The 23660-nt window shown below is 66.6% G+C and carries 16 protein-coding genes; 12 read left to right on the top strand and 4 right to left on the bottom strand.

What is annotated here, in order from left to right; translation table 11 throughout:
• Positions 1-164 precede the first annotated feature (164 nt).
• From SRU_RS10645 to SRU_RS10630, 4 genes are all read left to right on the top strand, one after another.
• A complete protein-coding gene (locus SRU_RS10645) occupies positions 165-1223 on the top strand; it encodes a tagatose 1,6-diphosphate aldolase (protein ID WP_011404751.1) in 1059 nt (352 codons plus the stop codon).
• A 136-nt stretch (positions 1224-1359) separates the two neighbouring features.
• Positions 1360-2223, top strand: coding sequence for an SIS domain-containing protein (locus SRU_RS10640; protein WP_011404750.1), 864 nt, complete (start codon positions 1360-1362; stop codon positions 2221-2223).
• A 39-nt stretch (positions 2224-2262) separates the two neighbouring features.
• On the top strand, positions 2263-3564 hold the full coding sequence (locus SRU_RS10635) for a class II D-tagatose-bisphosphate aldolase non-catalytic subunit (RefSeq protein ID WP_013062407.1): 1302 nt from the start codon (positions 2263-2265) through the stop codon (positions 3562-3564).
• Between the two features lie 3 nt (positions 3565-3567).
• The gene (locus tag SRU_RS10630; RefSeq protein ID WP_011404748.1) at positions 3568-3936 is read left to right on the top strand and encodes a sodium:solute symporter family transporter; all 369 of its coding nucleotides are present in this window, start codon (positions 3568-3570) and stop codon (positions 3934-3936) included.
• A 159-nt stretch (positions 3937-4095) separates the two neighbouring features.
• Here SRU_RS10630 and SRU_RS10625 read toward each other — a convergent pair whose 3' ends face one another.
• The 3 genes from SRU_RS10625 to SRU_RS10615 all read right to left on the bottom strand — a co-directional run bounded on the left by SRU_RS10625 (position 4096) and on the right by SRU_RS10615 (position 8834).
• Entirely contained in the window at positions 4096-4578 is a 483-nt protein-coding gene (locus SRU_RS10625; protein WP_013062406.1) for a hypothetical protein, read from the bottom strand.
• 36 nt (positions 4579-4614) lie between these two features.
• Complete coding sequence (locus SRU_RS10620) at positions 4615-7653, bottom strand: hypothetical protein (protein ID WP_112904383.1); 3039 nt, start codon at positions 7651-7653, stop codon at positions 4615-4617.
• 462 nt (positions 7654-8115) lie between these two features.
• Positions 8116-8834, bottom strand: a protein-coding gene (locus SRU_RS10615; protein ID WP_118841017.1) for an IS1-like element ISSru2 family transposase whose coding sequence is annotated in 2 segments (ribosomal slippage) — positions 8116-8585 and positions 8585-8834 — 720 coding nt in all. Because the reading frame shifts where the segments join, the coding sequence is not laid out codon by codon here.
• Between the two features lie 384 nt (positions 8835-9218).
• Here SRU_RS10615 and SRU_RS10610 point away from each other — a divergent pair.
• The 4 genes from SRU_RS10610 to SRU_RS10595 are packed head-to-tail and all read left to right on the top strand — an operon-like array spanning position 9219 to position 11886.
• Positions 9219-10355, top strand: a complete 1137-nt coding sequence (locus SRU_RS10610; RefSeq protein ID WP_011404746.1) for a PKD domain-containing protein — start codon at positions 9219-9221, stop codon at positions 10353-10355.
• A gap of 47 nt (positions 10356-10402) precedes the next feature.
• A complete protein-coding gene (locus SRU_RS10605) occupies positions 10403-10873 on the top strand; it encodes a helix-turn-helix domain-containing protein (protein ID WP_011404745.1) in 471 nt (156 codons plus the stop codon).
• Positions 10870-11454, top strand: a complete 585-nt coding sequence (locus SRU_RS10600) for an IS630 family transposase (protein ID WP_112902779.1) — start codon at positions 10870-10872, stop codon at positions 11452-11454. Before SRU_RS10605 ends, SRU_RS10600 begins: the two co-directional genes overlap by 4 nt.
• A gap of 30 nt (positions 11455-11484) precedes the next feature.
• Entirely contained in the window at positions 11485-11886 is a 402-nt protein-coding gene (locus SRU_RS10595; RefSeq protein WP_013062402.1) for a hypothetical protein, read from the top strand.
• 228 nt (positions 11887-12114) lie between these two features.
• Here the strand turns inward: SRU_RS10595 and SRU_RS10590 are convergent, their stop codons facing one another.
• Positions 12115-15879 (bottom strand): PAS domain S-box protein, encoded by a 3765-nt coding sequence (locus SRU_RS10590; protein WP_112904381.1) that lies wholly within the window; start codon positions 15877-15879, stop codon positions 12115-12117.
• 709 nt (positions 15880-16588) lie between these two features.
• On the opposite strand from SRU_RS10590, the gene SRU_RS10585 reads away from it, so the two are divergent.
• From SRU_RS10585 to SRU_RS10570, 4 genes are all read left to right on the top strand, one after another.
• Positions 16589-17896 carry a metallophosphoesterase family protein gene (locus SRU_RS10585; RefSeq protein ID WP_011404741.1) on the top strand — a complete coding sequence of 436 codons (1308 nt, stop codon included), beginning with the start codon at positions 16589-16591 and terminating at the stop codon, positions 17894-17896.
• Positions 17893-21465 carry an ATP-binding protein gene (locus SRU_RS15640; protein WP_011404740.1) on the top strand — a complete coding sequence of 1191 codons (3573 nt, stop codon included), beginning with the start codon at positions 17893-17895 and terminating at the stop codon, positions 21463-21465. The genes SRU_RS10585 and SRU_RS15640 overlap by 4 nt, the downstream gene beginning before the upstream one ends.
• A gap of 45 nt (positions 21466-21510) precedes the next feature.
• The gene (locus SRU_RS10575) at positions 21511-22623 is read left to right on the top strand and encodes an alpha/beta hydrolase (RefSeq protein WP_011404739.1); all 1113 of its coding nucleotides are present in this window, start codon (positions 21511-21513) and stop codon (positions 22621-22623) included.
• A 216-nt stretch (positions 22624-22839) separates the two neighbouring features.
• Positions 22840-23640, top strand: a complete 801-nt coding sequence (locus SRU_RS10570; RefSeq protein ID WP_011404738.1) for a type I restriction enzyme HsdR N-terminal domain-containing protein — start codon at positions 22840-22842, stop codon at positions 23638-23640.
• The last annotated feature ends 20 nt before the right edge of the window (positions 23641-23660 follow it).

Here is a 23660-nt window from a genome sequence, read left to right as displayed (position 1 = left end):
CTTTCTCCTGCCGCCCATTGAGCGGGGCCGGAACGGGCGATGGGCCCAAGACTGGTCCTCCTGATCGTGGGTGCCCCCGCACCGGACCGGGAACCGGGAGCCCATGCCTTGGCATTCCAGGGCTGAGTTTCCATCGCGCTTGTATTTGAACTGAGCCCCTTAACATGCAGATTCCGGACGCCCTCTCGCCGGGAAAGTACCGCCGCCTCAAGCGACTCAGTGATGCTGCGGACCGCTTTTCGATGCTTGCCGTCGACCAGCGGGGCTCGTTGCGTCGCATGTTTGCTCGCGAACACGGCACCGAGCCGACCGAGGTGGCCCCGGATCGACTGCAACAGGTGAAACGCGTGGTAACCCAGGCGGTCGCGCCACTGGTGAGTGGCCTGTTGACCGATCCGCTGTACGGGTATCCTGCGTCGATCGATGTTCTGCCGGCGTCCACGGGCGTGCTTCTTTCGGGGGAGCAAACGGGCTACGTCGCTGCTGGGGAGGACGAACGGCGCACCCGGCTGTTGGAGGCGTGGTCCCCTCGGCGAGCCTTGCGGAGCGGGGGCGATGCAATAAAGCTCCTGGTCTATCATCATCCGGACGCGTCCGAGGAGACGCATCGACACGAGCAAGAGATTGTGGCGTCGATGGGGGAGGCCTGCGAGGAAGCCGGGATGCCCTTCATTCTCGAGGTCGTCACGTATCCAATGGGCGAGGCGGCACGGACGCCCGCCGTGCAGGCGCGCCGAAAGCCTGAAGTCGTCGTGGATGCCGCCAAGACGTTTTCCGATCCAGCGTACAAGGTGGACGTTCTCAAGCTGGAGTTTCCCGCCAATCTAAGGTTTGTGGGCGCCTACCAGGACGCGCCGTTTGGGGCGGGGGAGGCGGTGTACGACCGCAAGACGGTCGAGCAGGCGTGCGAGCGCCTCGACCGTGCGGCGGGCGTTCCCTGGGTCATCCTCAGTTCAGGGGTGGGGATCGACGAGTTTATCGAGACCCTCAAGTTTGCGAATGACGCCGGGGCCAGCGGATTTCTCTGCGGGCGAGCCGCGTGGAAGGACATTGTGCGCTACGCCCCGAATGAACGTGAAATGCGCCACTTCATGGCGGAGGTGGGGATCGGCAGGGTAGAGCGCCTGCTCGACGCGAACGAGTCCGCACGGGCGTGGACGGACCATCCGAAGTATCAGTCCAGGGCGGCCCCGGCCGGGACGGACCCGTTCACCACTGGATGATCGTCCCGGCCGCAGGGGAGGGCCACACACCGACTCCTTGCATCAACCCAACACGCAAACGTACGTGAGTCAACGTCACCCATCGGTCGCCCCACAACCAGAACGAGGAGATTCGAACGGCGATGTGCTTCAGCACATGGTCGATCATCCCGATCCGGATCGGGGAACAGTTCACACCCCCGGCGAAATTACGCAGCAGCCCGAGATGTGGCGGCAGACGGCCCGTTTGGTTCGGGACCGTGCGCCGGCCCTCAAGCGGTTCCTGGAGGCGGCCGGCCTCTACTCCGACGAGATCCCTTCCCGCATTCTCCTGACGGGGGCGGGAACGTCTCACTACGTGGGCCTCTCGGTCGTGGACCTGCTCCGCCGGCGTTTTGACACGCCCTGCGAAAGCCGACCCACCACCCGCATTACGCCCAACCCGGATCTGTTCTTCCGGGAGGGGGAGCCGACCCTCATGGTCCACTTCGCTCGATCCGGCAACAGCCCGGAGAGCAGGGCCGTGCTTGAGGGGGGGCTGGAATGCATGGGTGAGGCGGGACGGCACCTGGTGATCACGTGCAACAGCGACGGGACCCTTGCGGAACTGGCTCGGGCCCACCCCGATCGCGTGCACCTGCTGGTGCTGCCCGACGACACGAACGACCAGGGGCTGGCAATGACCAGCTCCTACACGAGCATGGTGGTGGCGAGTCAGGCCCTCGCCCACCTTGACCGCATGGATGCCTTCGTGCACCAGACCGACCGCACGGCGGAGATCGAGGAGACGGACCACCTCTCGGTGTTTGCCTACGACGCGGAGGGGGAGGTGCCCGCGTTGCAACAGACCAATGTCGCCGTGCTGATCGGCCAAATGGCCGGCCTGTTTGCGGCCTACCGGCGCGGGGTGAACGTGGACGAGCCGTCCGTCGAGAAGGCACTGTACAACCGGACCGTGCAGGGCGTTCAGATCTACGATCCGTCGGGGGCTTGTGCGGAGAATTCAGGGGAACATCGCTAGTCGTACAAAACGAGTATTTGCAACGTAGAGGACCTGCTCATGATGGTAGCAACAGATGAGTCGACATCGCGGAACGCCCACCCGCTCGTTCAGGCGCTACAGGACGAGAAGACCCCGGTGGTGAAGGCACTGGTTCAGACGCTGACGGACCATTTCGAAGAGCAAACCTGCCTTCTTGCGATCTGCCCCAACTCGCGGGCCGTGACGAAGGCCGCGCTGTTGGCCGCTCAAGAAGCCAATGCCCCGCTTCTCTTCACCTCGACGCTGAACCAGGTAGACCGCGACCGCGGGTACACCGGCTGGACGCACGATGACCTCATCGGTTTCATCGACCGGAAGGCTGATCAGCTTGATCTCGACGTCCCGATTCTCCCGTGTCTCGATCACGGCGGCCCCTGGCTGAAGGACCGCCACGTCATCGAGGACTACACGTACGAGGAAGCGATGAGCGCGGTCAAACGGTCGCTCGAATCGTGCATTGACGCCGGCTACGAACTCCTGCACATCGATCCGACCGTGGATCAACGCCAGCCGGATCGGGAGCCGACCTCCATCGACTGGGTCGTGGAGCACACGCTTGAGCTCATCGAGCACGCCGAAGCGTACCGGCGCGGACAGGGACACCCGCCAATCAGCTACGAAGTGGGCACCGAAGAGGTGCACGGGGGGCTGGCGGACCGCGACAAGTTTGAGCGCTTTCTGGAAGGGCTCGATGCGGGGCTCCGCGAGCGCGGGCTCGACGACGCCTGGCCCTGCTTCGTCGTGGGCAAGGTGGGGACCGACCTCGACACGTCGTACTTCGAGCCCGACACGGCGCGGGACCTGACCACGCGAACGAAGCCGTACGGGGCCTTGGTGAAGGGACACTACACCGACTACGTCGACAACCCGGACGACTACCCGCTGGCGGGCATGGGCGGGGCAAACGTGGGGCCCGAGTTCACCGAGGAGGAGTACAAGGCCCTGATGGACCTGGTGGACCTGGAGCACAAGATTGGAAAGACGTCCGGTCTGAAGAAGGCGCTCCGGGAGGCCGTCGTCGAAAGCGGGCGGTGGAAAAAATGGCTTCACGCCGACGAAGAAGGCCGCGCGTTCAACGAGTTAGACGAGGAACGGCAGAACTGGCTGATTCGCACCGGGAGCCGGTACGTGTGGAGCGACCGTGAGGTCAGCACGGCGCGAGCGCGCCTCTACGAGAATCTCGATGGATATCGGGATGCTGAGGGGTATGTGCTGTGGAGGATTAAACAAGCCATGATGAAGTACTATCATGCGTTCAATCTGATCGACTTCAACAGTCGTCTCGAACGCGTTCTGCTCCCCACACAAGAACCCGCGTGATCCATGGAGCTCGCGTTCGTAGACTGGGCCATCATGGCCGCTTACTTCGCCGTCTCCCTCGGGATTGGGGTGGCGGTGTACCGGCGGGCCGGCGAGGATTTCGGCAGCTTCTTCCTCGGAAACCAGCAGATGCCGTGGTGGCTGTTGGGCATCTCGATGGTCGCGACGACCTTCTCGACGGACACGCCGAACCTGGTTGCCGACATCGTCCGCTCGACGGGGACGGTGGGCAACTGGACGTGGTGGGCGTTTCTGCTGACGGGTGTGTTCACCGTTTTCCTCTACGCGAAGCTCTGGCGCCGCTCGGGCGTGTTCACCGACGTGGAGTTCTACGAGCTGCGCTACTCCGGGCACTCGACGAGCCGTCGCTGACGAAGAGGCCGAGCCCCAACCTGTACTGTTATCCCACAACGGATGCAGAGAACAGGCACTCCTCCGTAGGCGCCGCCCGCGGGTTGCCCTGGGTCGATGCCTCCGCTGCCCCTCCGACCGCCAGGGCTCCCATGCCCCCCTACGAGGGAGTGTCGGGGACTACACGTCGAAGTGCGTGCTCAGCGCGCCGTAGACCGCGCCGCCGACAAACCCCCCGAGTCCATCTTTCCAGGGCAGCCCCAGCAGAAGCAGCCCGCCGCCGGCCCCGGCGCCCTGCTTCAACGTGGCCACAAGCAGCGTAGCGGCCCCGAGAAGCGTTCCTGCTACAAGACCGGACACCAGAATAGCTCCTCGGCGGGACAGCGAACCCCGGCCGGTCGCCCACCGCGTGGCCTCCCTCCACAGGGCCACCCCCAGGCCGCCGAGCAGCGCGTAGAGAACGACCCAGCGAGCAAGGCCGGGCTCCGAAAGGAAACTGGGACCGAGGTGCTGGGTGAGAGCGAAGACCCCGCCGCCGAGGGCCCCGGCCACGCCGGATCCAACAACGCGACGAATAGGAGAGGCCGAGGGCACATGGGGGCCGAGGGGCGTCTCTGAGTTCTCGCCTGTGCTTCGGTCGTCCGTTGCGGATGAATCTGTCATGGTGTGCAAGTGGGGGGGCACCGAAGAGAAGGGTCCTCATCGGAGGTGAGGCGCCCACCGGTTCTCGCCGCGGGCGTCGATGCGGTAGGAGACGCCGATCTCCAGGTTCAGGCTCATGCCGCCGAACGGGCGGAGCCGAAGCCCCAGCCCGCCTCCGACCGAGGCGCGCCGTTCGCCCAGCGTCGGTCCCGCGCCGCTGCCCACGCGGTACTGCGCTTGCCCGAGGCCGTAGCCGTAGAGGGCGTCTACGGCCACCGGCAGCATCACCGACCCGGTGTCTATGTACCAGAGCGGCTGGGTGATTTTCGTGCCGAGCCGGAGGTAGTTGCCGGCCCCGGGAAGGGCGCCAGATAGGTCTCGGTAGCCGCGGGGCACGAACGACTGCACATCGAAAAATGACCGGCGGCTCTGCGTGAGAAACGAGGCGCTCGTGCGCAGCCCTGTGTTGTGCCCGGAGAGCAGGGGCCAGAACACGTCGACCCGCTGCTTCAGGTACTGGCTGGGCGTGGCACCCGTGGGGGTGAGCACATCGACCTCGGCACTCGCGTTTAGCCGGACGCCAGTATTCGGCACCAGATCTCGGATGTTCTTCTGAACGCGGTACTTGAACGTCAGGTCGGAGCGGAGCGTCGCCCGGCCCGTGAAGCCCGCCTCCGCCTTGCCGCTTGTTGTGATGGGGCGGGACTGGCGGTACTCCCCCGCAAGGCCTGCCGTCAGGCTGGTGCCGTAGACGTTCTTCTGAAACAGGAACCGCTGGTCGACCCCGAGGCCGATGCCCCGCAGCTCGAAGGCTTCCAGGCGCGAGGGGCCCGCGCCCGTTTCCCGCACCGCTTCCACCGGGCCGTTGAAGACGGTCAGCGACGGGGTGCCGGGCACGAGGCCGGTCTCCACGGAGACATCGCCCCACAGACGGTCCGCTTGGTAAAAGCCCCGGGCGTTGTAGGCCCATCGCCCAAGCGGGTCAGCCCCGCTGACCTTCAGGCCTGGCCCAAGCCCCAGGTTCTCGCCGTCGACGGAGGTGCCGAGCAGATCCCAGGCGCCTCGCAGCACAGGGGTGGCCGACCGAGGGAAAAGGTGGCGCCAGGCCTCGTACGGGCGCGACTGGGCGCGCAGGGACGCCGCGTCACGACCCGAAGGAAGGCCATTCTGCGAGGCACCGTCCGTCCCCGACACGCGTCGCTCGGCGCCTGCCCGCCCCCCCGCCGCCGAGTCGGCAGAGGCCGTGAGCACACCCCCTCGTGGGGCCCAGTCCCGCTCGGTGTCGGCGACGGGCCGCGGCGAGTCCGGCCGGAAGGGAACTGTGGCGAGCTCGAAGCGCTCGTGCCGGTAGCGCGCGAAGGCCACGCGCTCCCGACCTGGGGAGAGGGTCGGCTCCAGCGCGCCGTAGCGCACGGTTGTGAGGCGCCGGACGTCTCCGTCGCGGCGGTCCAGGGCGTAGACGTTCGCGATGCCCGACGGGTCGGCCGCGAAGAGCACGTAGCGCCCCTCCGGCCCCCAGGTCACGTCGTAGATGGAGCCGCCTTCGAACCGGAGCCACGGCTCCAGTGTCGAGGTGGACGGGTCGAAGCGGTAGAGGCCCTGTGTCCCGCCCGCGTTGGCGAGAACGGCAATCGTGTCGCCGCTCGGGGAGGGGACGACCTGTTTGTAGCGGAGGCCCGGGCGGTGGGCCCGCAAGGTTGCCCTCTCCTCGCCCAGGGTCACCAGCTCGCTAAACGAGCCGTCTCGCCGCGCCGCCCACACCGGTCCGCCGGGCGCCCTGGCCGGCGTGAATGCGCCGCTGGTCTCCGACACGAGGCGAGTCTCGCCGGTGCGAAGATTCAGGCGATGCGTCTTCAGTGTCGTGGCGTCCGGGACGAGCAGGTCCGGATGTTGGCGCGCGAAATAGAGGGCCGTCGTGTCGGGTCCGAGCGCGTACGTTCGCCCCTGCGTGGTCGCCTGGTGACTGATCACTTCCCGCTCGCCGGTGTGGACATCGATCCGGTAGAACCCCGGCCGCGTGGCGTAGCCGGAGGCGTAGGCCACGAGGGTGGAGTCGCTCAGCCAGTAGGGGCGGCGGACGTGGAGTCCCTCGGTGCCGGCAACGACCGTGGGGTCGGTGATTCCCTGCTCGGCCGCCTGCCGCAGCGAATCGAGGCGCCGCCGCTCCTCCTGCTTCTCCTCGTCGAGAAACGAATCGCTAAGCTGAGCGGGCGTCTGGCCGGTGCCCATCCAGAGCGCCATCCCGAAGCCCAAAAACGGGAGGCGGTGGTGCCAGCGAGTCGCCCGCCGGAAAAAGTCGGTGCTCCCCCGCTCTTGGGCCATGTGTTCGATCAGCTGCCCGCCCCCGAGGTAGTGGCGGCGCGAGGGGCGTTCGAAGACGCTGCCATGCATCACCTCCCCGACGCTCCAGGGGTCGCCGGACCCCAGCGCGGCGCGGTACTTCATCACCTGGAGCGGCGCGTCGAGCCGCCCGGCCTCCGGCTCCAGATGGCTCTCGCGGTAGACGGCGATGCCCTCGAACCAGCCACGTGGCGCGAGGCCGTGGACGAAACGGGAGGCATCCCCGGAAAAGAGCCCGAGGAGCCCGCCGAGACCCACACCGGAGTCGATCTCGAAGTGCATTGCGTGGGTCAGTTCGTGGGGCGCGACCGTCTGGGCCCAGGAGTCGAACTTGGCCCCAAACGAGAAGGTGGGATGGGCCGGGAAGAGGTGCGACCGGAAGTTGACCGGCGTCACGAAGCCGTTGGCCCGGCCGCTAATCGGATCGACAACGACGGGAAGCTCGAAGTCCGCTCCGTCCGTGCCCACGACGGAGCGGGTGCTTTGGAAGCTGCGCCGGAGCGCATTTTCGAAGAGGGCCGTCGTCGTGTCGGCCCCAGCGGGGTAGATCCACTCGAAGCGGTCGGTGTCCACAAGGCGGTAGTCGGCCTGCGGGCGGTACCGGGCGTCGTAGCTGATCTGTGCCTGCGCGGCCGGCGCCGCGAGCGCAAGGGCTCCGGCCAGGAGCGTCGCCAGGAACAGCGTCCAGACGAACGCGCGACTGGACCGTGTGGGGCATGCGGGGGATTGAGAGCACAACCCGGCAAACGAGGACATGAGAAAGCGCTTGCGTTCTCTTCAGATGAAAAAATGGACGAGGTGCATCGCAACGGGCATCATCGGGCCACCAGCACTGGTCGGCGTCGGCCGGCCGAGCGGTCATGCCTAACGTCGCCTGCCGAACGCTCGTTCGCGGGCGGCGACCGGCCGACTCGCGCCGCTTGAGCTGGCCGTTGCCGCTCTGGTCGCTGAGCGCTCCCTCGGTGAGGTCCCCCGCCTCCTGGCCCAGCAGATACTGCACCCCGAGGGGCAGGGCCATGCTGCGCACTTCCGTCGTTTTTTTCAGAATCGCCTCCGGAACGGGCGGACGCACGTGACCGACAGAACCTCCAGGAGAAAAAGAAGGCCGGGAAAGTCGTGCCTGCAAACTGTCAGGGCGAAGATCGAAAACATACAGCCTCCCCTGAGCGATTTCCCTTGAATTCGATCTTAAAAGATAAAATAGGTAGCGGGTCGATGTTAAGTGATGGCTTCGTTGTACCACTCCACGAACAGTTTTGTCGTCAGATGGAGCATTCGTTCTGACTGGGAGGCCGCTCGCGTCCGACGGACGTACCGTGCCAGCTTTTGCCGCAGTCGCCCAAAAAACCGTTCCACATGTGCCAACTCGCCACTGGACTTTCCGACCTGCCGATGGCTGGAATCGTCTTCAAAAACTGGGCGATAGGACTTCCAGAAGTCGCTGAAACTTCGGCCTTTCCGGTAGCCCTCCGGAATCCGGCTCCAGAGCCGTGCGCAGGTTTTTGCCGAGCGGTCTCCGATCACAAATGCTACGACCTGTCGAGTTCGACGGCATAGAGCGACCCAGAGCCACCGTTTGTTCGACCGTTTTCGGACGTATGTCCAGCATTCGTCGAGTTCAAGGGTGTCGTTGTCCCTGGCTGGCCGGAGGCCCTCAGCTACTGAGTCGGCTTCGTGTCCCTTTTTTCAAGCCACCGGTTCAGAGTATTGCGACTGATCCCAAAAATGCGACTGATTGCTCGTTTTGACCCGCGTTCACGGTAAGCCCGGAGAATCTTCTCTTTCTCCTCCTCGGAATAGCCCCGCGGCTCCGGATCGAGCACCTTATGGGCCCCACAATCCTTGCAGTGGTATTGCTGAGAGCCGCTCGCGCTGTGGCCGTTTTTGATAATGTTCGAGGAGCCGCACTCCCTACACTCATGGGTCTCTTTGATCATCGGACTGGATGGACTGGTGAGCCAAGAGCGACATCATTAAAACAGAGAGCTCCACTACGTGTTGAGCCGCTACCATAAAATAAAAGGGGTAGTGTCTCCCCGTCCGAAGCAGGAAGCGACATTTGTTGATGCAGGGAAATGAATTTAAACATAAAACAGGTTGACCACGGTGGAGTAGACAGAGAGGAGACGAAAAGATGTTATAAAAATAATACATTATGGACACGAGCGTGAGGGTGATATGGGAATGTTGGGCGGAAAATGTTAATTTCAAAATGCGCAAAACACGAAAGTAGAGTCTCGTCCGTTCGTTTGGTCAGGTGTTGAACCTGGACTACCCTCCAGTTTGGCACCTGGAGCCCGATAATCGCTGTCCCACATGCTATGAGAAGCTACAGGCCAGGTCTCTACAGGATGCGTGTGTTCGTTTTTCTCATCGTCGGGATGGTTCTCCTTGCCGGTTGCGACGGAGGACCCAACGATCCGCCTCCGGACCGCCCTGATCCGCCCGAGACCGACAACGCAGCCCCCACCGCCGACTTGACCTTGGACACAAGCGAGGTCGAGATCGGGACCGAGGTGGCCTTAGACGGCTCCGGCTCCTCCGACCCGGACGGGGACGACCTGACGTACTCCTGGCGCCTGGCCGCGGCCCCGAGCGGCAGCGACGCGTCTCTTGCTGATGAGGCCGGCATCACGGCCGACTTCACGCCGGACGCGACCGGGGACTACGTCGTCGGGCTGGAGGTGTCCGACGGCGAGGAAAACGACACCGACGACGGATCGCTGGAGGCGGTGCAGGCGGTCGTCGAGATCACCGGAGACATCTCGAGTGACCGGACCCTCACGTCGGATGAGACCTACCGGTTTCCTAACACAGATCCGGTCGATATCAAGGAAGGAGTGACGGTCACAATCGAGCCGGATACTGACCTCCGCTTTGCCGAAGAGGCCGGTCTGGACGTATTCGGCACCCTCCGGGCGGAGGGTACGGCCGAGGATTCGATCACTGTGACCGCTACCCGGGGAAACCGGCAGCCTGGATGGTGGAGAGGGGTCGAGTTCAGCGCCGGAACCAGCGTACTGGACCACGTCCAGATCCGTTACGCCGGCGCTGACCGCGTTCCAGGAGACCGGGCCGCAAGTATCTATCAGTCAGGTAGCTCCGAGGCCGATCTTCAGCTTACAAACTCAACAATCGAAAGCGGCAGGGGCTGTGGGTTAGCCGTTGTCCCCAATATCGAGTCAACGCTCCAAACCTTTTCAGGGAATGAGTTTCGGGAACTGGAGAAACCGCCCGTCTGCATTCCATTTGCGAAGGTCGGTATCTTCGATGGAAGCAATTCTTTCCCGCCACAGTCAGCAGTTGAGGTGTTTGAGGCACCCATCGAAAGCGGAATCGAGGAGAAAACGCGAATGCGCTCGCTCGACGAAGACATTCCGTACCGAGTCACTGAAGATGTGACTGTATCATCGGATACCCTCGTAATACCAAATGCTGAGGATCACTATACAGGTTGAGCGGTTACTGGCGGTCGAATCGTACCGTCCAAGGAATGCCGCCCCTCATGTACAACCTTCCCGAAATTACCGAGTCGACCGAGCGGCTTGAGCAGCTCGTTCGCAAGGAGAAAGACGCCCAAATTCAGCGCCGCTTCCACATGCTCCTTCTGTTGAAGACCGGAGAGGCCGAAAGCCGGAGTGGGGCGGCTCGCCACCTGGGCGTCCATCGCCATACCGTTTCCGATTGGCTCGGGCTCTACGAAGAAGGAGGCATCGAGAAGATTCAAGAGGTCGAAGATCCGGGACCGGAGCCCGGCCAAACGTCGATTTCCTCCGAGGTGATGGAGGCCCTGAAGGAACGACTCTCCGACCCGGAGGGCTTCGGCAGCTACAAGGACATCCAGCGCTGGCTCGCTGAGGAGCAGGGCGCAGAGCTTCCTTATTCGACGGTCCATGGCATTGTGCGCTACGAACTCGGAGCCAAGCCGAAGGCCCCTCGGCCCAGCCATCCAAAAAAAACGAGCAGGAGCAAATAGACTTCCAGGAGGGCCTTCCCGACCGTCTTGCGAGCGTCAAGACGGGGGCGAACCAACCCGTGCGGCTGTTTTGCCAGGATGAGTGTCGGATTGGGCTGATGCCCATTACGAGGCACCGAGTCACTCTTCCCGGCGTGAAACCGATTCAGGAAGCCAAGCCCGGCTACGAGTACTTTTATCTCTACGGAGCAGTTGAACCGGAAACTGGGCAACGGTTTTTCACCGAACACGAGCGTCTGAACAGCGACTGCTTTCAGCGCTTTCTGGATCGATTCGCGGAGGCGTTTCCTCGGAGCCACAACATTCTCGTTCTGGACAACGGCCAGTTCCACAAGGCGAAGAAACTCTCGATCCCGAAGAATATCGACCTGACGTTTCTGCCTCCATACAGCCCGGAGCTCAATCCAGTCGAGCGGCTCTGGCAGGACCTAAAAGACCAGCTCTCCTTCGATTTCTACGAGCACCTATCGAGCCTGCGACAGGAGACCCGGATGGCTCTTCGTAGGTACACCGATCGAGCGATCAGGTCCCTGACCGGATACAGCTACCTGTTGGAGGCTAGACATGTACTGTCATCCTAGGCAACTGGTATAATCAAAGCCGGCGTCCATATGACCTTCGCCGAAAACGTGCAGCTTGAGGTGTTTGCAATTCTGCCGGCGGCCATCGAGGCTCAAGGCACTGCTGGCAATCCAATCCGGATGACCGCCACCGAGGGCAACGAGATGCCGGGGTGGTGGCAAGGCATCTACCTGCGCGACGACTTCGGGGGCACCCTCAGCAATGTCATCATCCGTCATGGAGGCGGCGCCTCGTCCCCGGCCAACATCACAGCAGAGCAAGTCCTCCCGGGACTAGACGCGCAGGGCTCGCTGACAGTCGAGAACAGCAGAATCGAGGACAGCGGGAAGCACGGCATCGCCTGCAACGACGCGGGCATCGACCTTACGGCGCAGGGCAATGCCTTCGCCGGCATCCCCGGGAAACCCATCACGGGCTGCGGCACGGAGTAGCTCAAACAATGCCGTCCGGCACCGGCTCGAAATGGCCGCCTCTGAGGCCGAATTGGGACGACCCCGGAGGCCTGCTTGCTTCGCGTAGGCAGGGAAGATCCAATGGAGGGGAGGGAGATCTTCCACGAAGGCGGTAGGCACCACGCGAACTGCCATGCGGGGGACCGATCTTTCGGCTCAGAGGGACGGCCTTCAGAAACGTGCGAAGGAAGGAGCCGGGCCGTCCGTTCACGAGCCCGAGGTGCCCCTTTCCGGCTCCTCCCCCTCTTCCGCGGCCCGGGGAAGCCACACCGTAAACCGGCTCCCCTCGCCCTGCTCGGTCTCCACCGCAACGGCGCCGTCCATCTGGTCCAGCACCTCCTTGGTGACGGTCAGGCCCAGTCCCGTGCCCTCATACTCGCGCCCGATTCCTTCGGACGCCTGCTTGAACGCCTCAAAGAGCACATCGGCCGTATTCGGGTCCATCCCGATTCCGGTATCTTCCACCTCCAAAACCGCGTGCTCCCCGTCCGTCCGAGCCCGAATCCACACCGTGCCCCCTTCCTCGGTATATTTGATCGCGTTGGAGAGGAGGTTGCGAAGGACAATTTGCACCCCGCTTCTGTCGGCCCGGGCCCAAACCGCCGTGTCTTCTTCCGTCAGTTCGAGGGCAACGCCGGCGCCGTCCGCCTGTGGGGCAAACTCGTGGGCCGCGGCCGCGGCCTCGGCGGCCAGGTCGATCGGCTCAAGGTCGAGGGTCATCTCCCCGGCCTGCAGCTTCGAGAGGTTTAGCACGCCGGTGAGCGTGTCCATCAGGCGCTGCCCGCTCTGTTCGATCAGCGACGAGAACCGTGCGAGCGATGCATGGTCGACCTCCTCAACCCGCCGGGCGCCCTCCACCTCCCCGCCGATCGCCTCCGCGAAGCCGAGGATGGAGGTGAGCGGCGTGCGGATCTCGTGGCTGATGTTGGCGAGAAAGGCCGACTTGAGGCGGCTCATCTTCTCGGCCGTTTCCTTGGCGTCCACCAGCTCCTGCTCGTGGTCGATGCGGCGGAGCACGCTCTCGGCGTTCTGGGCCAGGACGTCGAGCAGGCGCACGTCGAAGGGCGGGATCGAGCCGGACTCGGTCATGCCGACGGAGAGGCTTCCGTACGGCCCCAGCGGCACGTGCGCGACGCTCTGCAGCGGGCTGGGGGCGTCGATGCCATCTGCCTCCGCGACGTCATTGTAGTGCAACGTGGTGCCGGTCCGGAAGGCCTCGGCCGCGGCGTGCGGGCCGTCGACGGCACAGTCCGCGTGCGGCCCCAGAATCTCCCGTCCGGGGGGCGAGGCAACGGTGGGGACGAGGCGGTCGTCCTCCACGTACCGCACCGCGCAGACGGGGTAGTCCAGCGTGTCGGTGATGAGATCGAGGAGCACCTCGGCCAGCTCTTGCGGCGTCTCGGACTGGGTGAGGATGCTTATGGCGTCGTAGAGCGCCTCCACGCGTTGCTCCCGGTCGCGCAGCGTCTCGGCGGTGCGGTGGCGCTCGATGGCGACGCCGGCCAGCGAGCGGGCCTGATCGATGAGCGTCCGTTCCTTTTCGGTGGGGGCGGTGGGCTGCTCGTGGTAGAGCGCAAAGGTCCCCAGGACCTCGTCGTTGGAGTCAAAAATGGGCACCGACCAGCAGGCACGGAGGCCGTGCGAGCGGGCGAGGTCGCGGTAGTCGGCCCAGCGCGGGTCGCTCTCGATGTCCTCGGCGATCACGGGGGCGCGCTCGTGCATCGCCGTCCCGCAGGACCCGGCCGCCGGGCCAATCTCGACCCCATCGATGGCCGCATTGTAGGCGTCGGGCAGGTGGGGGGCGACGCCGTGCTGAATGCGCCCCTGTGCGCGGTCGCAGAACAGGACCGATCCGATCATGCCGGGGCACTGTGCCTCGATGGCCGCGATGAGGTCCCGAAGGGTGGTTCGGAGGGGGGTGCCCGTGGCCACCTGACGGAGGGTGTCCAACTGGAGGCGGAGCCGCTGCTCGGACTCCTTCCGCTCGGTGATGTCCGTCGCCACGCCGGCGATCCGAGGCGGGCCCCCGTCGTCCGCGACAACGTCGAGTCGCGATTCGACCCAGCGGCGCCCCCGGTCTGGATGCTGGATGCGGAATTCCTGTTGGACGGGCCAATCCACTGCGCCGTCCCGTTGGCGCTCCATGCCGGCGAGCAGCTCTTCTCTGTCGTCGGGGTGGACGTGCGTAAGCCAGGCCGCCGGGTCCTCACGAATGTCTTCGGCCGGGACGCCGTAGACCCGTTCGACGGCCGGGTTCACGTACTCGGCTTCCGAGTAGTCCGTCGGCAACAGGAAAAACGCGTCCTGCACGTTTTCGGCGAACCGCTCGAACCGGCGGCGGACCGTCCGGAGCTCTCGCTCCCGCTCCTTGCGCTCGGTGATGTCCACGTGCGTGCCCACCATGCGGAGCGGCGTCCCGTCCGCGGCCCGCTCGACGATCCGGCCCCGGTCGAGCACCCAGCGCCACGAGCCGTCCTTGTGGCGCATCCGAATCTCCTGGTCGAGGTAGGGGATTTCGCCGTGGGCGTGGCGGTCGATGTCGTCGTACACCCGTTCAAGATCATCGGGGTGGGTATGGCGCTCGAAGAACGAGTTGTCAGACTCGACCTCGTCGAGCGAGTAGCCGAGGATATCCGCCCAGCGCTCGTCGTAGACCGCGTCGCCCGTCTGCATGTCCCAGTCCCACATGCCGGCGCCCCCGCCGATTAGGGCCATCTCCAGGCGCTCGCGCTGCTCTTTGATCGCCTCCCGCCGCTCGTACTCGTCGGTCACGTCGCGGAACACCATGACTACCCCCAGCAGGTCGTCTTCGTCGGTGCGGATGGGGGCCGCGCTGTCCGCAATCTGGTACTCGGTGCCGTCGCGGGCCGTGAGGACCGTGTGGTTGGCGAGCCCGACCGTCTTGCCTTCACTCAGGACTTTCTGGACCGGGCTCTCCACCGGGGCGCCCGTTTTGGCGTTGTGGATCTGGAAGATGTCCTCCAGGGGGCGCCCTTCGACGTCGGCGTGGGACCACCCGGTGAGGCGCTCGGCGACGGCGTTCATCTCGGTAACGCGGCCGCCGCGGTCGGTGGCGATGACGGCGTCGCCGATGGACGAGAGCGTGACCGACAGGTACTCTTCGCGCTCCTTGAGGGTGTGCTCCCGCTCCTTGCGCGCCGTCACGTCGTTGAAGTAGACCGACAGGCCGCCGTCGAACGGGTAGGCGTTGACGCTGAACCACGCCTCAAACGCTGGGGAATACGCCTCGAAGTGGGCGGGCTCGCCGGTTTCCACGGCGCGGTGGTACTCCTCGTAGTTCGGGAGTTCCTTCGTTTCGGGAAATACCTCCCAGATGACCTCGCCCAGCATCTCCTCCCGAGAACACTCGAGGAGCGCTTCGGCCTGCTGGTTGATGTAGGTGAACCGCCATTCGTCGTCCAACGCGTAGAACGCGTCGGTGATGCTCTCGAGGATCTCTTCCCGGTGGCGGGGCTGGGCGCGATGCGCCAATTCGTCCATGACGACACCGGCGAGCTCGCGGAGCGTCTGACGATCGTGCTCGGGGAGGCCCTCGGGGCGCGGCGTCGGGTCGAGCACACAAAGCCGCCCGAGCGCATGGCCCGCGGGCGTCGTGATGGCGGCGCCGGCGTAGAAGCGAACGGCCGGCCCGCCGGCCACGAGTGGGTTGTCCTGAAAACGCGGGTCGTCGGCCGCGTCCTCGACGACGAAGAGCTCCTTGGTGCCGAGCTCACGGGCGGAGAGCGACACGTCGACGGCCACCTGCTGGGCATCGTGGCCCACCTGCGCCCCGGCCCATCGGGAGTGGTCGTTGACGAAGTGGACCCCGGCCATGGGGGCGTCAAGGAGGCGCGCCGCGAGGTTGGCAACGCGCCCGAACGCCTCTTCGGGGAGGCTTCCAAGAACGCCGTAGCGGCCCAGGGCGGCGAGCCGATCGGGATCTGAGAGCGAGGCAGGGTCGACGTCGTCCATCGTGTGCGGAATGGTGCTGTGGGGCAACGAGGCGTCCAGTCCGCGACGCCCGTGGCGATGGGCGGAGGGAGTGGAAAGCGCGGGCGCAAGCGCACTGCCCAGGCGGCACCAGTAAGCATAAGAGTTACGGATGTCTTCAAAAAGCCCTGCCGTCAGATGTTAAAGCGAGGCCGATTCAGCGCGCCGAGTGTATGCGAATGATTACAAAAGCGGTGCCCGATTCGTGGAATCGAGGCGTCGGGGCTTGGGGCCATCCGGATGGATGAGGTGGCGTCCCGTTCTGCCCTGGCGCAACGGGACACACGCGAGACTCGGGGACGAGAACGACATGCGGGGCACACGTGAGGGCGGCCCGCAGGGCCCCTACATCGGCCCAGTCGCCCAGCACACGGTCGACATACACCAGCACACGGTCGACATAAAAAAGCCCCACGCCGGATTGGTCTCTGGAAGGGACTACCGACGTGGGGCGCCCACAGCTACGTGGGCAAGACCCGAAAATTGTTTTGGGGCGTCTCTGCCACGGGTACACTCAGGTCGCCACCAATGCACAGTCTCGTTGTTCTGGGGACGACGACCGTTACGATGTGTATAGGCGGGTTGGGGAAGGGCGCAGGTTTTCTTACGTTAGCGGTGCCCGAATCATTGCCCCGCGCAGTTTTGCGAGACCCGCATACCGCTCTCGTTTTTCGCCACTTCGTACGTCCGCGTGGCCGACGCATCGTGTCGGATTCTGTGTACCGGCGACCTTCACCTCGGGCGCTACCCGTCCCGCACCCAGTCGCGCGACCGGGCGTGGGCGGTCGATTCCGTGTGGGCGGACACGGTGTCGTACGCCGTGGAGCAGGCGGTGGACGTGGTGGCGTTGACCGGGGACGTCGTTGACGATCAGAACAAGCGGTACGAGGCCCTGGGCCCGCTTCAACGGGGCCTCCGCCGGCTCGAAGAGGCCGGCATTCCCGTGGTGGCGGTGGCTGGGAATCACGACTTCGATGCGCTCCCCCGCCTGGCCGAAATGGTCGAGGCGGAGCACTTTCACCTTCTGGGGCGGGGGGGGGAGTGGAGCACCGTGACCGTGGCGCCGGAGGGACGGTCGCCCGTTCAATTCGTGGGGTGGTCGTTTCGGGAGGCGCACGAGCAGGCCTCTCCGGTCGAGTCGTTTCCGGACGGGCGCCTCCGCGACGACGCCCCGACGGTGGGGCTGTTGCACGCCGACCTGAACGCCCCGGGGAGCGTCTACGCCCCGGTGTCGCTCGGCGCCCTGCGCCAGTGCCCCGTTTCGGCGTGGCTCCTGGGCCACATCCATGCGCCCTCGCTGCGAGACGACCGGTCGCCCCTCGTGCTGTACCCCGGCTCGCTCCAGCCGCTGGACCCCTCGGAACCGGGGCCCCACGGTCCCTGGCGCGTGGAGGTGGCCCCGGACGGGACCAGCACAGCGGCCCAGCTGCCCCGCGCCCCCCTCCGCTACGAGCATCTCGAGGTGGACGTGGACGCAATCGACGACGAGGGGGCCGTCGAGGCCGCGGTGACGGACGCGATGCGCGACCGGCTCCGTACGGCCCGCGAGGAGGGCCCCACGCCGCAGCGGCTCGTCTGTCGCCTCACGCTCACGGGCCGCACGCCCGTCCATCGTGCGGTGTGCGACCTGGTGGAGACGTGGCCGGGCGCGCTGGAGGTGCCGGTTGCGGAGTCGACCGCCGTCGTGGAGGCGGCCGCCGCCCGGACGCGCCCGGCCCTCGACCTGGAGCGCATCGCGGAGGGCACCGACCCGCCCGCCGTGCTCGCCCAGCTTCTGCTCGCGATGCGGGACGGGGCGGAAGACGAGCATGCCCAGGAGGCGTGGACTGCGATCAAAGCGGCGTGCTCTGCGGTGCAGGACTCCCCCGCCTACGACCCGCTCCCCGCCGCGGACGACCTGTCGCCGGACCGGGAGACGCTCGCCGACATGGCCTGGCGTCAGGGCCTCCTGCTTCTCGACGAACTGCGCTCCCAGACCGACGCTGCGCCTCAGGAATGACGAATGCCTCTTCCCCCGACATGCCGACTGCGACGGCCGACGCCGCCCTCCACGTCCGCCGCCTCGCCGTGCAACGGATGTACGGCCGGTCGTTTGGGCTCGACGTCGAGGGGCTCGACCCGGGCGTCAACGTCATCGCGGGGCCGAACGGCTCCGGCAAAACAACGCTCGCCCGGGCCGTGACGGTGCTCCTGTGGCCGGAGGCCCACGGATGGGGGCGGCCCCTCGTTGAGGGCACGTTTCGCCTGGGCGGCGAGCCGTGGCGGGTCGACGTGGAGGGCAGCCGTGTGCAGTACCAGAAGGACGGCGTCCCGGCCTCCCCGCCGTCCATGCCGCCGCCCGGCCACCGGGGGCGCTACCACATGTCCCTGCGCGACCTGCTCGCCGCGACCGAGGACTCGGAGCGGGCCCTGGCCGACGCCATTCTGCAGGAGGCCCAGGGCGGGTACGACGTGCCGGGGGCCGCCGGGGCGCTCGGCTTTGGCGAATACGCGAAGGGCAAGCTGAAGGAGACGCGCGAGGTTGAAGAGGCACGGGGCCGTGTGGAGGCGGCCCGGTCGCTGCACCGGGATCTGGAGCGCAAAGAGCGGTCGCTGCGGCGCCTCCGCCGCGAACGGGACGAGGCGCGGGCGGCGGCCCGGCGCCGAGACGCCCTCGAGCAGGCCCTGGCAGTGGTGCGGGCGGAGCAGGAGCGTCAGGAGGCCGAACGGACGTTCAACGCGTTTCCCGAGGGCATGCAAGCCCTTCAGGGCGACGAGGCCGACCGCCTCGACCGCCTCCGGGCCGATCGGGAGGCGGCGGTCGAGAAACGAGAGGAGGCCACCGCGCAGCGGACAGAGGCGGAGGCGCGCATCGCCGAAAGCCGGCTGCCGGCGGACGGGCTCCCGGACGGCACCCTCGACACGCTCCGGACGGCCCTACAGGAATGGGACGAGGCGCGAACAGCCCTCGAACAGGCGGAGCGCGAACGAGCCCGGGCGGCCAAGACGGAGGCGGCGGAGTGGGAGCGCCTGTCGGGGGACGACAAGGAGGCGGCCGCCCAGATCGACGGGCCGGCGGTCGACGCGGTCCAGTCGCTGGCCGAGTCACGCCTGGAGGTGCAGGGGCGAAAGGCGGCGCTCCGCGCCCTGGAGCGGCGGTTCGGGGAGGCCGACCCCGAGACCAGCCCGGAGCAACTTCGCCGTGGCGTCGAGCAGCTTGCGGAGTGGCTGCGGGAGCCGGCGTCGGCTTCCGACGGGAAAGGACGGGGGCGGGTCCTTCGCTATGTGGTCCTCGCGGGGGCTGGCACTGTGGTCGTGGGGGGTGCCGTGCTGGGACTTGGCGGGGCGCCCCTGGGCTGGGTCGTGGCCGGGGCGGGCGCCGTCGTGGCCGTCGCTGCGTATTTCGCTACCCGCTCGACCGGCGTCGCGACGGAAACGCGTCGGCCCGATCTGGAGCACCGCTTCGAACGGCTCGACCTCCCCACGCCCTCAACCTGGTCGGTGGATGCAGTCCACGCCCACCTCGACTCCCTCCTCCAGGACTGGACGGACGCGCGGCTGGAGGCGGCGAAGGCACAGGAGTGGGCCCGCCACGCCGACGAGGCAGACGCCATCGAGGACAAACAGGCCGAGTTGGATGAGCGCGAGGGCGAGCTCGCCGACCGGCTTCACGTAGATCCGGGGCTCAGTGCCCACTCACTGCTCTGGTTCGTGCAGCGGCTGGGGGCCTGGCAGGAGGCGTGGACGGAGGGCATGGGGGCCGAAGAGAAAATGCGAGAGGCCGAGCGACAGGCGGAGACGTGGCGGGAGAAGGTGGAGGCGCTCGTCGAGCCGTACGGGGACGACCACGTGGAGGACATCAGCGACGGCCAGGCGGCCCTGGAGCAACTCCGAGAGGACCAACGGGCCCTTGAGGCGGCCCATGCCGACCGGGAAAACGCGCAGCAGCGTCTCGACCAGGCGACGGAGCAGGTGGAACGGATCGACGACGAGATCGCGCAGCTGTTTGACCGGCTTGGGCTGGACGACGAGAGCGACGAGACGGTCGCGGAGTGGTGCGCGCAGTTCGACGAGTACGAGGCCGCCGAGGAGGCCCTGAATCGGGCCGAGCGGTCCGTCGAGCTGGAACGCGAGCGCCTCAAGGAACGGGAGGGCTTCGAGGAATCGATGCTCGGGGCGACGGCCGAAGAGCTGGAGCGGCGGAAAGAGGAGGCGGCCCGGCAGGCCGAACGGGTCGACGCCCTTTCCGACCGGATTAGCCGCATTCAGCAGCAGGTCGAGGACGCCAAGACGGACCACGACCTCGAGGAAGCGCTCGCGGAGCACCAGTCGGCCCGCCAGGCGCTGCGGCGTCGAGGCCGCCGGGACCTGCGGCGGGTCGTCGGGCAGGCCCTCGCGGATGTCGTTCACGAGCGGACCCGAAATCAGGATCTGCCGGCCGTCTTTGCCCGTGCCGACGAGCTCTTCCGGCACATCACGAGCGACCGCTACCGCCTGGACCTCGACCGGGCGGAGAGCACGTTCCGCGTGGTGACGGACGCCGGGCGTGGGCTCGCGCTCCAGGAACTGTCCGGGGGCACCAAGGTCCAGCTTCTACTTGCCGTCCGCATGGCCTTCGTCGAGACCCAGGAGCAGGGCATCCGGCCGCCCCTCGTTTTGGACGAGGCCCTGGCCAACAGCGACGACGGGAAGGCCGCGGCCATGATCGAGGCGGTTCGTACGATCGCCGCCGAGGGGCGTCAGGTGGTCTACCTGACGGCACAGTCCGACGAAGTCGCGAAGTGGCGGCGGCAGCTCGACGAGACCGACACGGCACTCGCGGTCCACACGCTGTCCGGGGCCGATGGGGAAAGCGTTGCGGCCGGCGGCACGCGTGAAACCGGTGGCCTCCGACCGGGCCGGCCTGCGTCGCCGGCGCTCCCGCCCCCTGAGGAGCGCAGCCACGAGGCCCTTGCGCGCCACCTCGACGTCCCGGTCTGGACGCCCCGGAATGAGGTTGCGGCGTTGCACCTGTGGTACCTGACCGACGATGCGGACCGGCTGTGCCGTGCCGTGGAGGCCGCCTATCGGCGGTGGGGGCAGCTTGCCGGCCTGGCCGAGCGGGACGCCCTTTCGCTCATTGACCTGGATCCGTCGACCTACCGGCGTTTGGAGGCACTGGCCCGTGCGGTGGAGCACTGGGCCGCCGCGTGGCGCGTGGGACGCGGCACCCCTGTGGGGCGGGCGGCCCTGGAGGCCACGGACGCCGTGTCCGACACCTTTATCGACGACGTGACCGCCCTGGCGGAGCGCGTCGGCGGGGAGGCCGCACGCATCCTCGACGGGCTGAGAAACGGGGCCGTCAAGCGCTTCCGCTCCGACAAGGTGGACGAGCTGGAGGCCTACTTCCGGGCGGAGGGCCATCTGACGTCGGAGGCGGAGCGTCCCCCGGAGGCGTGGTGGCGCCGGGCCCTGGAGGCGGTAAGCGAGGACCTCGAGGCCGGACGCGTCCGCCGGGACGAGGTCGAGGCCGTGCTCCGTCGAATCTGCGACCGTGCCCCCACCCTCAAGGACGGGTCCCCCACGGAAACGAAAGACGGGTCCACCTGACGACATCCCCCTGCATTCTCTCACGTCAAACGTGCATCTGTCTCGATGAACGACTCCGTTTCTTGGGCCGTCCTGCTCCGCGGAACGGCGGCGTTTCGCCGAGGCCTGCTCGCGCTGGGCCTTTGGGCCGCGGCCCTTCTGCCTGCGGCGGGGCTCGCGCAGGACGCCCCGCGGCCGGTGACCCCACTGGACGGCGCCCTCGAACGCGTGACGGTGCACGGGACGAGCCTCGAAGGCAATCTGGTGGGGGACGACCCCGATCGCCCGGTGTCGGTGTACCTGCCGCCGAGCTACGACGCGTCGCCGGAGCGCCGCTACCCGGTGGTGTACGTGCTACACGGCTTCACCGATTCCGACCGGGGCTGGTTTGGGTGGGAGGAGCACTTCGTAAATGTGCCCGCCGCGCTGGAGCGGGGCATGGAGGCCGGCACGGTCCGCGAGATGATTCTGGTCGTCCCCAACGCCTTCACGGCCTACGAGGGCAGCATGTACTCCAGCTCCGTCACCACGGGGGACTGGGAAACGTTCGTCGCGGAGGAGCTCGTCGGCTACGTCGACCGGAACTACCGGACCCTCCCGGACCGGGACAGCCGGGGGCTGGCCGGCCACTCGATGGGCGGGTACGGAACCCTTCGGATCGGGATGAAGCGGCCGGACGTGTTTTCGAGCCTCTACGCCATGAGCCCGTGTTGCCTGGAGGCGCGCCTGGAGCCGGACAGCGCCGCCGTGGCCGAGGCTCGGGCCATCACGCACCCCGATCAGGTGCCGGAGGCCGACTTCCTGACGAAGATTGTGCTGGCCTGGGCGGCGGCCTGGTCGCCGGACCCGAACGACCCGCCCCTCTACCTCGACCTGCCGTGGGCGAACGGCGCCCGTCAACCGGGCGTGGTGGCCGAGTGGGCCGCCAACGCGCCCCTCGCGCTGATGCACCAGCACGTTCCGGAGCTGCGGCGGCTCGCGGCGATCGGCCTGGACGCGGGTGCTCAAGACCAGCCCATCGCCTCGAACACTCGGGCGTTTGCGGAGGGGCTCGCGGCGTATGGCATCGACCACACCGTCGAGATTTACGACCCGGGGACGCACGTCAGCCGGATCGACGCGCGGGTGGAGAACCACGTTCTTCCGTTTTTCTCGGGTCGGCTTGCCTTTTCGGAGTAACCCGTCCGGCCAATCGCCGAGATTTTTGGACGGCTCTGTCTGCGAAGGAGGCCACCGGAAGAGGCCGCGAGCGTGCGCCAGGGCGGCATCTGCACCGCGAACCGTCCTGGCGGTCGGGAAGACGTTCGGGGCGCACACCAGGAGGAACGGCATTGGCATCGTATTTGAGGATTGAAAAGGGCCCTCGCTGTTCTTCCTCCTGGTGCCCCCGCTCCCATGGACCTCGCCGATCGACTCTCGATGCTTCGGGCCCGGGCCGACGGGCAGCGGGCCGCCCTCGATTGCCAGAAAACGACCGAAACTGCACTCGTCCTTCCGTTCTTCGACGCACTCGGATACGACCCCTTCGACGTGCGGGCCGTGGAGCCGGAGGCAAGCGTGGAGGGGGAGGACGAGACGGTGGATTATGCCCTCAAGCGAGACGGGCGACCGGTGATGCTGGTCGAGTGCACGGCGGCGACGAAGCCGCTGGAGGCGCCGGGCTCCCCCGCTCTGCTCCGGCACGCCGAGGCGATGGACGTCCCGCTCGTCCTGTTCACAAATGGCATTCGGTTTCAGTTTTGCGCAGTCGACGAGGGGGAGGCGGAGCCCCCCGACGGGCCGGCCTTGGACTTTGACCTTCTCGACCACTCGTCCAACGAGGTCGACGTGTTGCGACGGCTCGCCCGGCCGGTATTCGAAGCGGACGCCGTCGGTGCGGCCATGCGTGCGTGGACCCGCAGCCGTCAGGTTCGATCGTACCTCACACAACAGCGGGACGCCCCCGACGCGCCGCTGGTCCAGTTTGTCGCGACGCAGATTTGCGACGAGACCGTCTCGGGGGACGAGCTCGACCGGCTGCGGTCGGTGGTGCAGAACGTCCTGGACGAGTTGCTAGGGGCGACCGAAGACGACAACGAGCGCCCCGCGCCCCGAGCGGAGTCGCCGGTGCCGCCGGGCGGAACGGACGCGGATACACAAAGAAGGACCGGGGTCTTCGAGAAGGATATTGTGAAACGCGCCCTCAACGACCTGTAGGGGCCCGAGCACGGTCCGAA

The organism is Salinibacter ruber DSM 13855 (genome assembly GCF_000013045.1).
Classification (GTDB): domain Bacteria; phylum Bacteroidota; class Rhodothermia; order Rhodothermales; family Salinibacteraceae; genus Salinibacter; species Salinibacter ruber.
The sequence above is the reverse complement of the archived record's forward strand: the minus strand, read 5'-3'. Positions and strand labels throughout refer to the sequence as shown.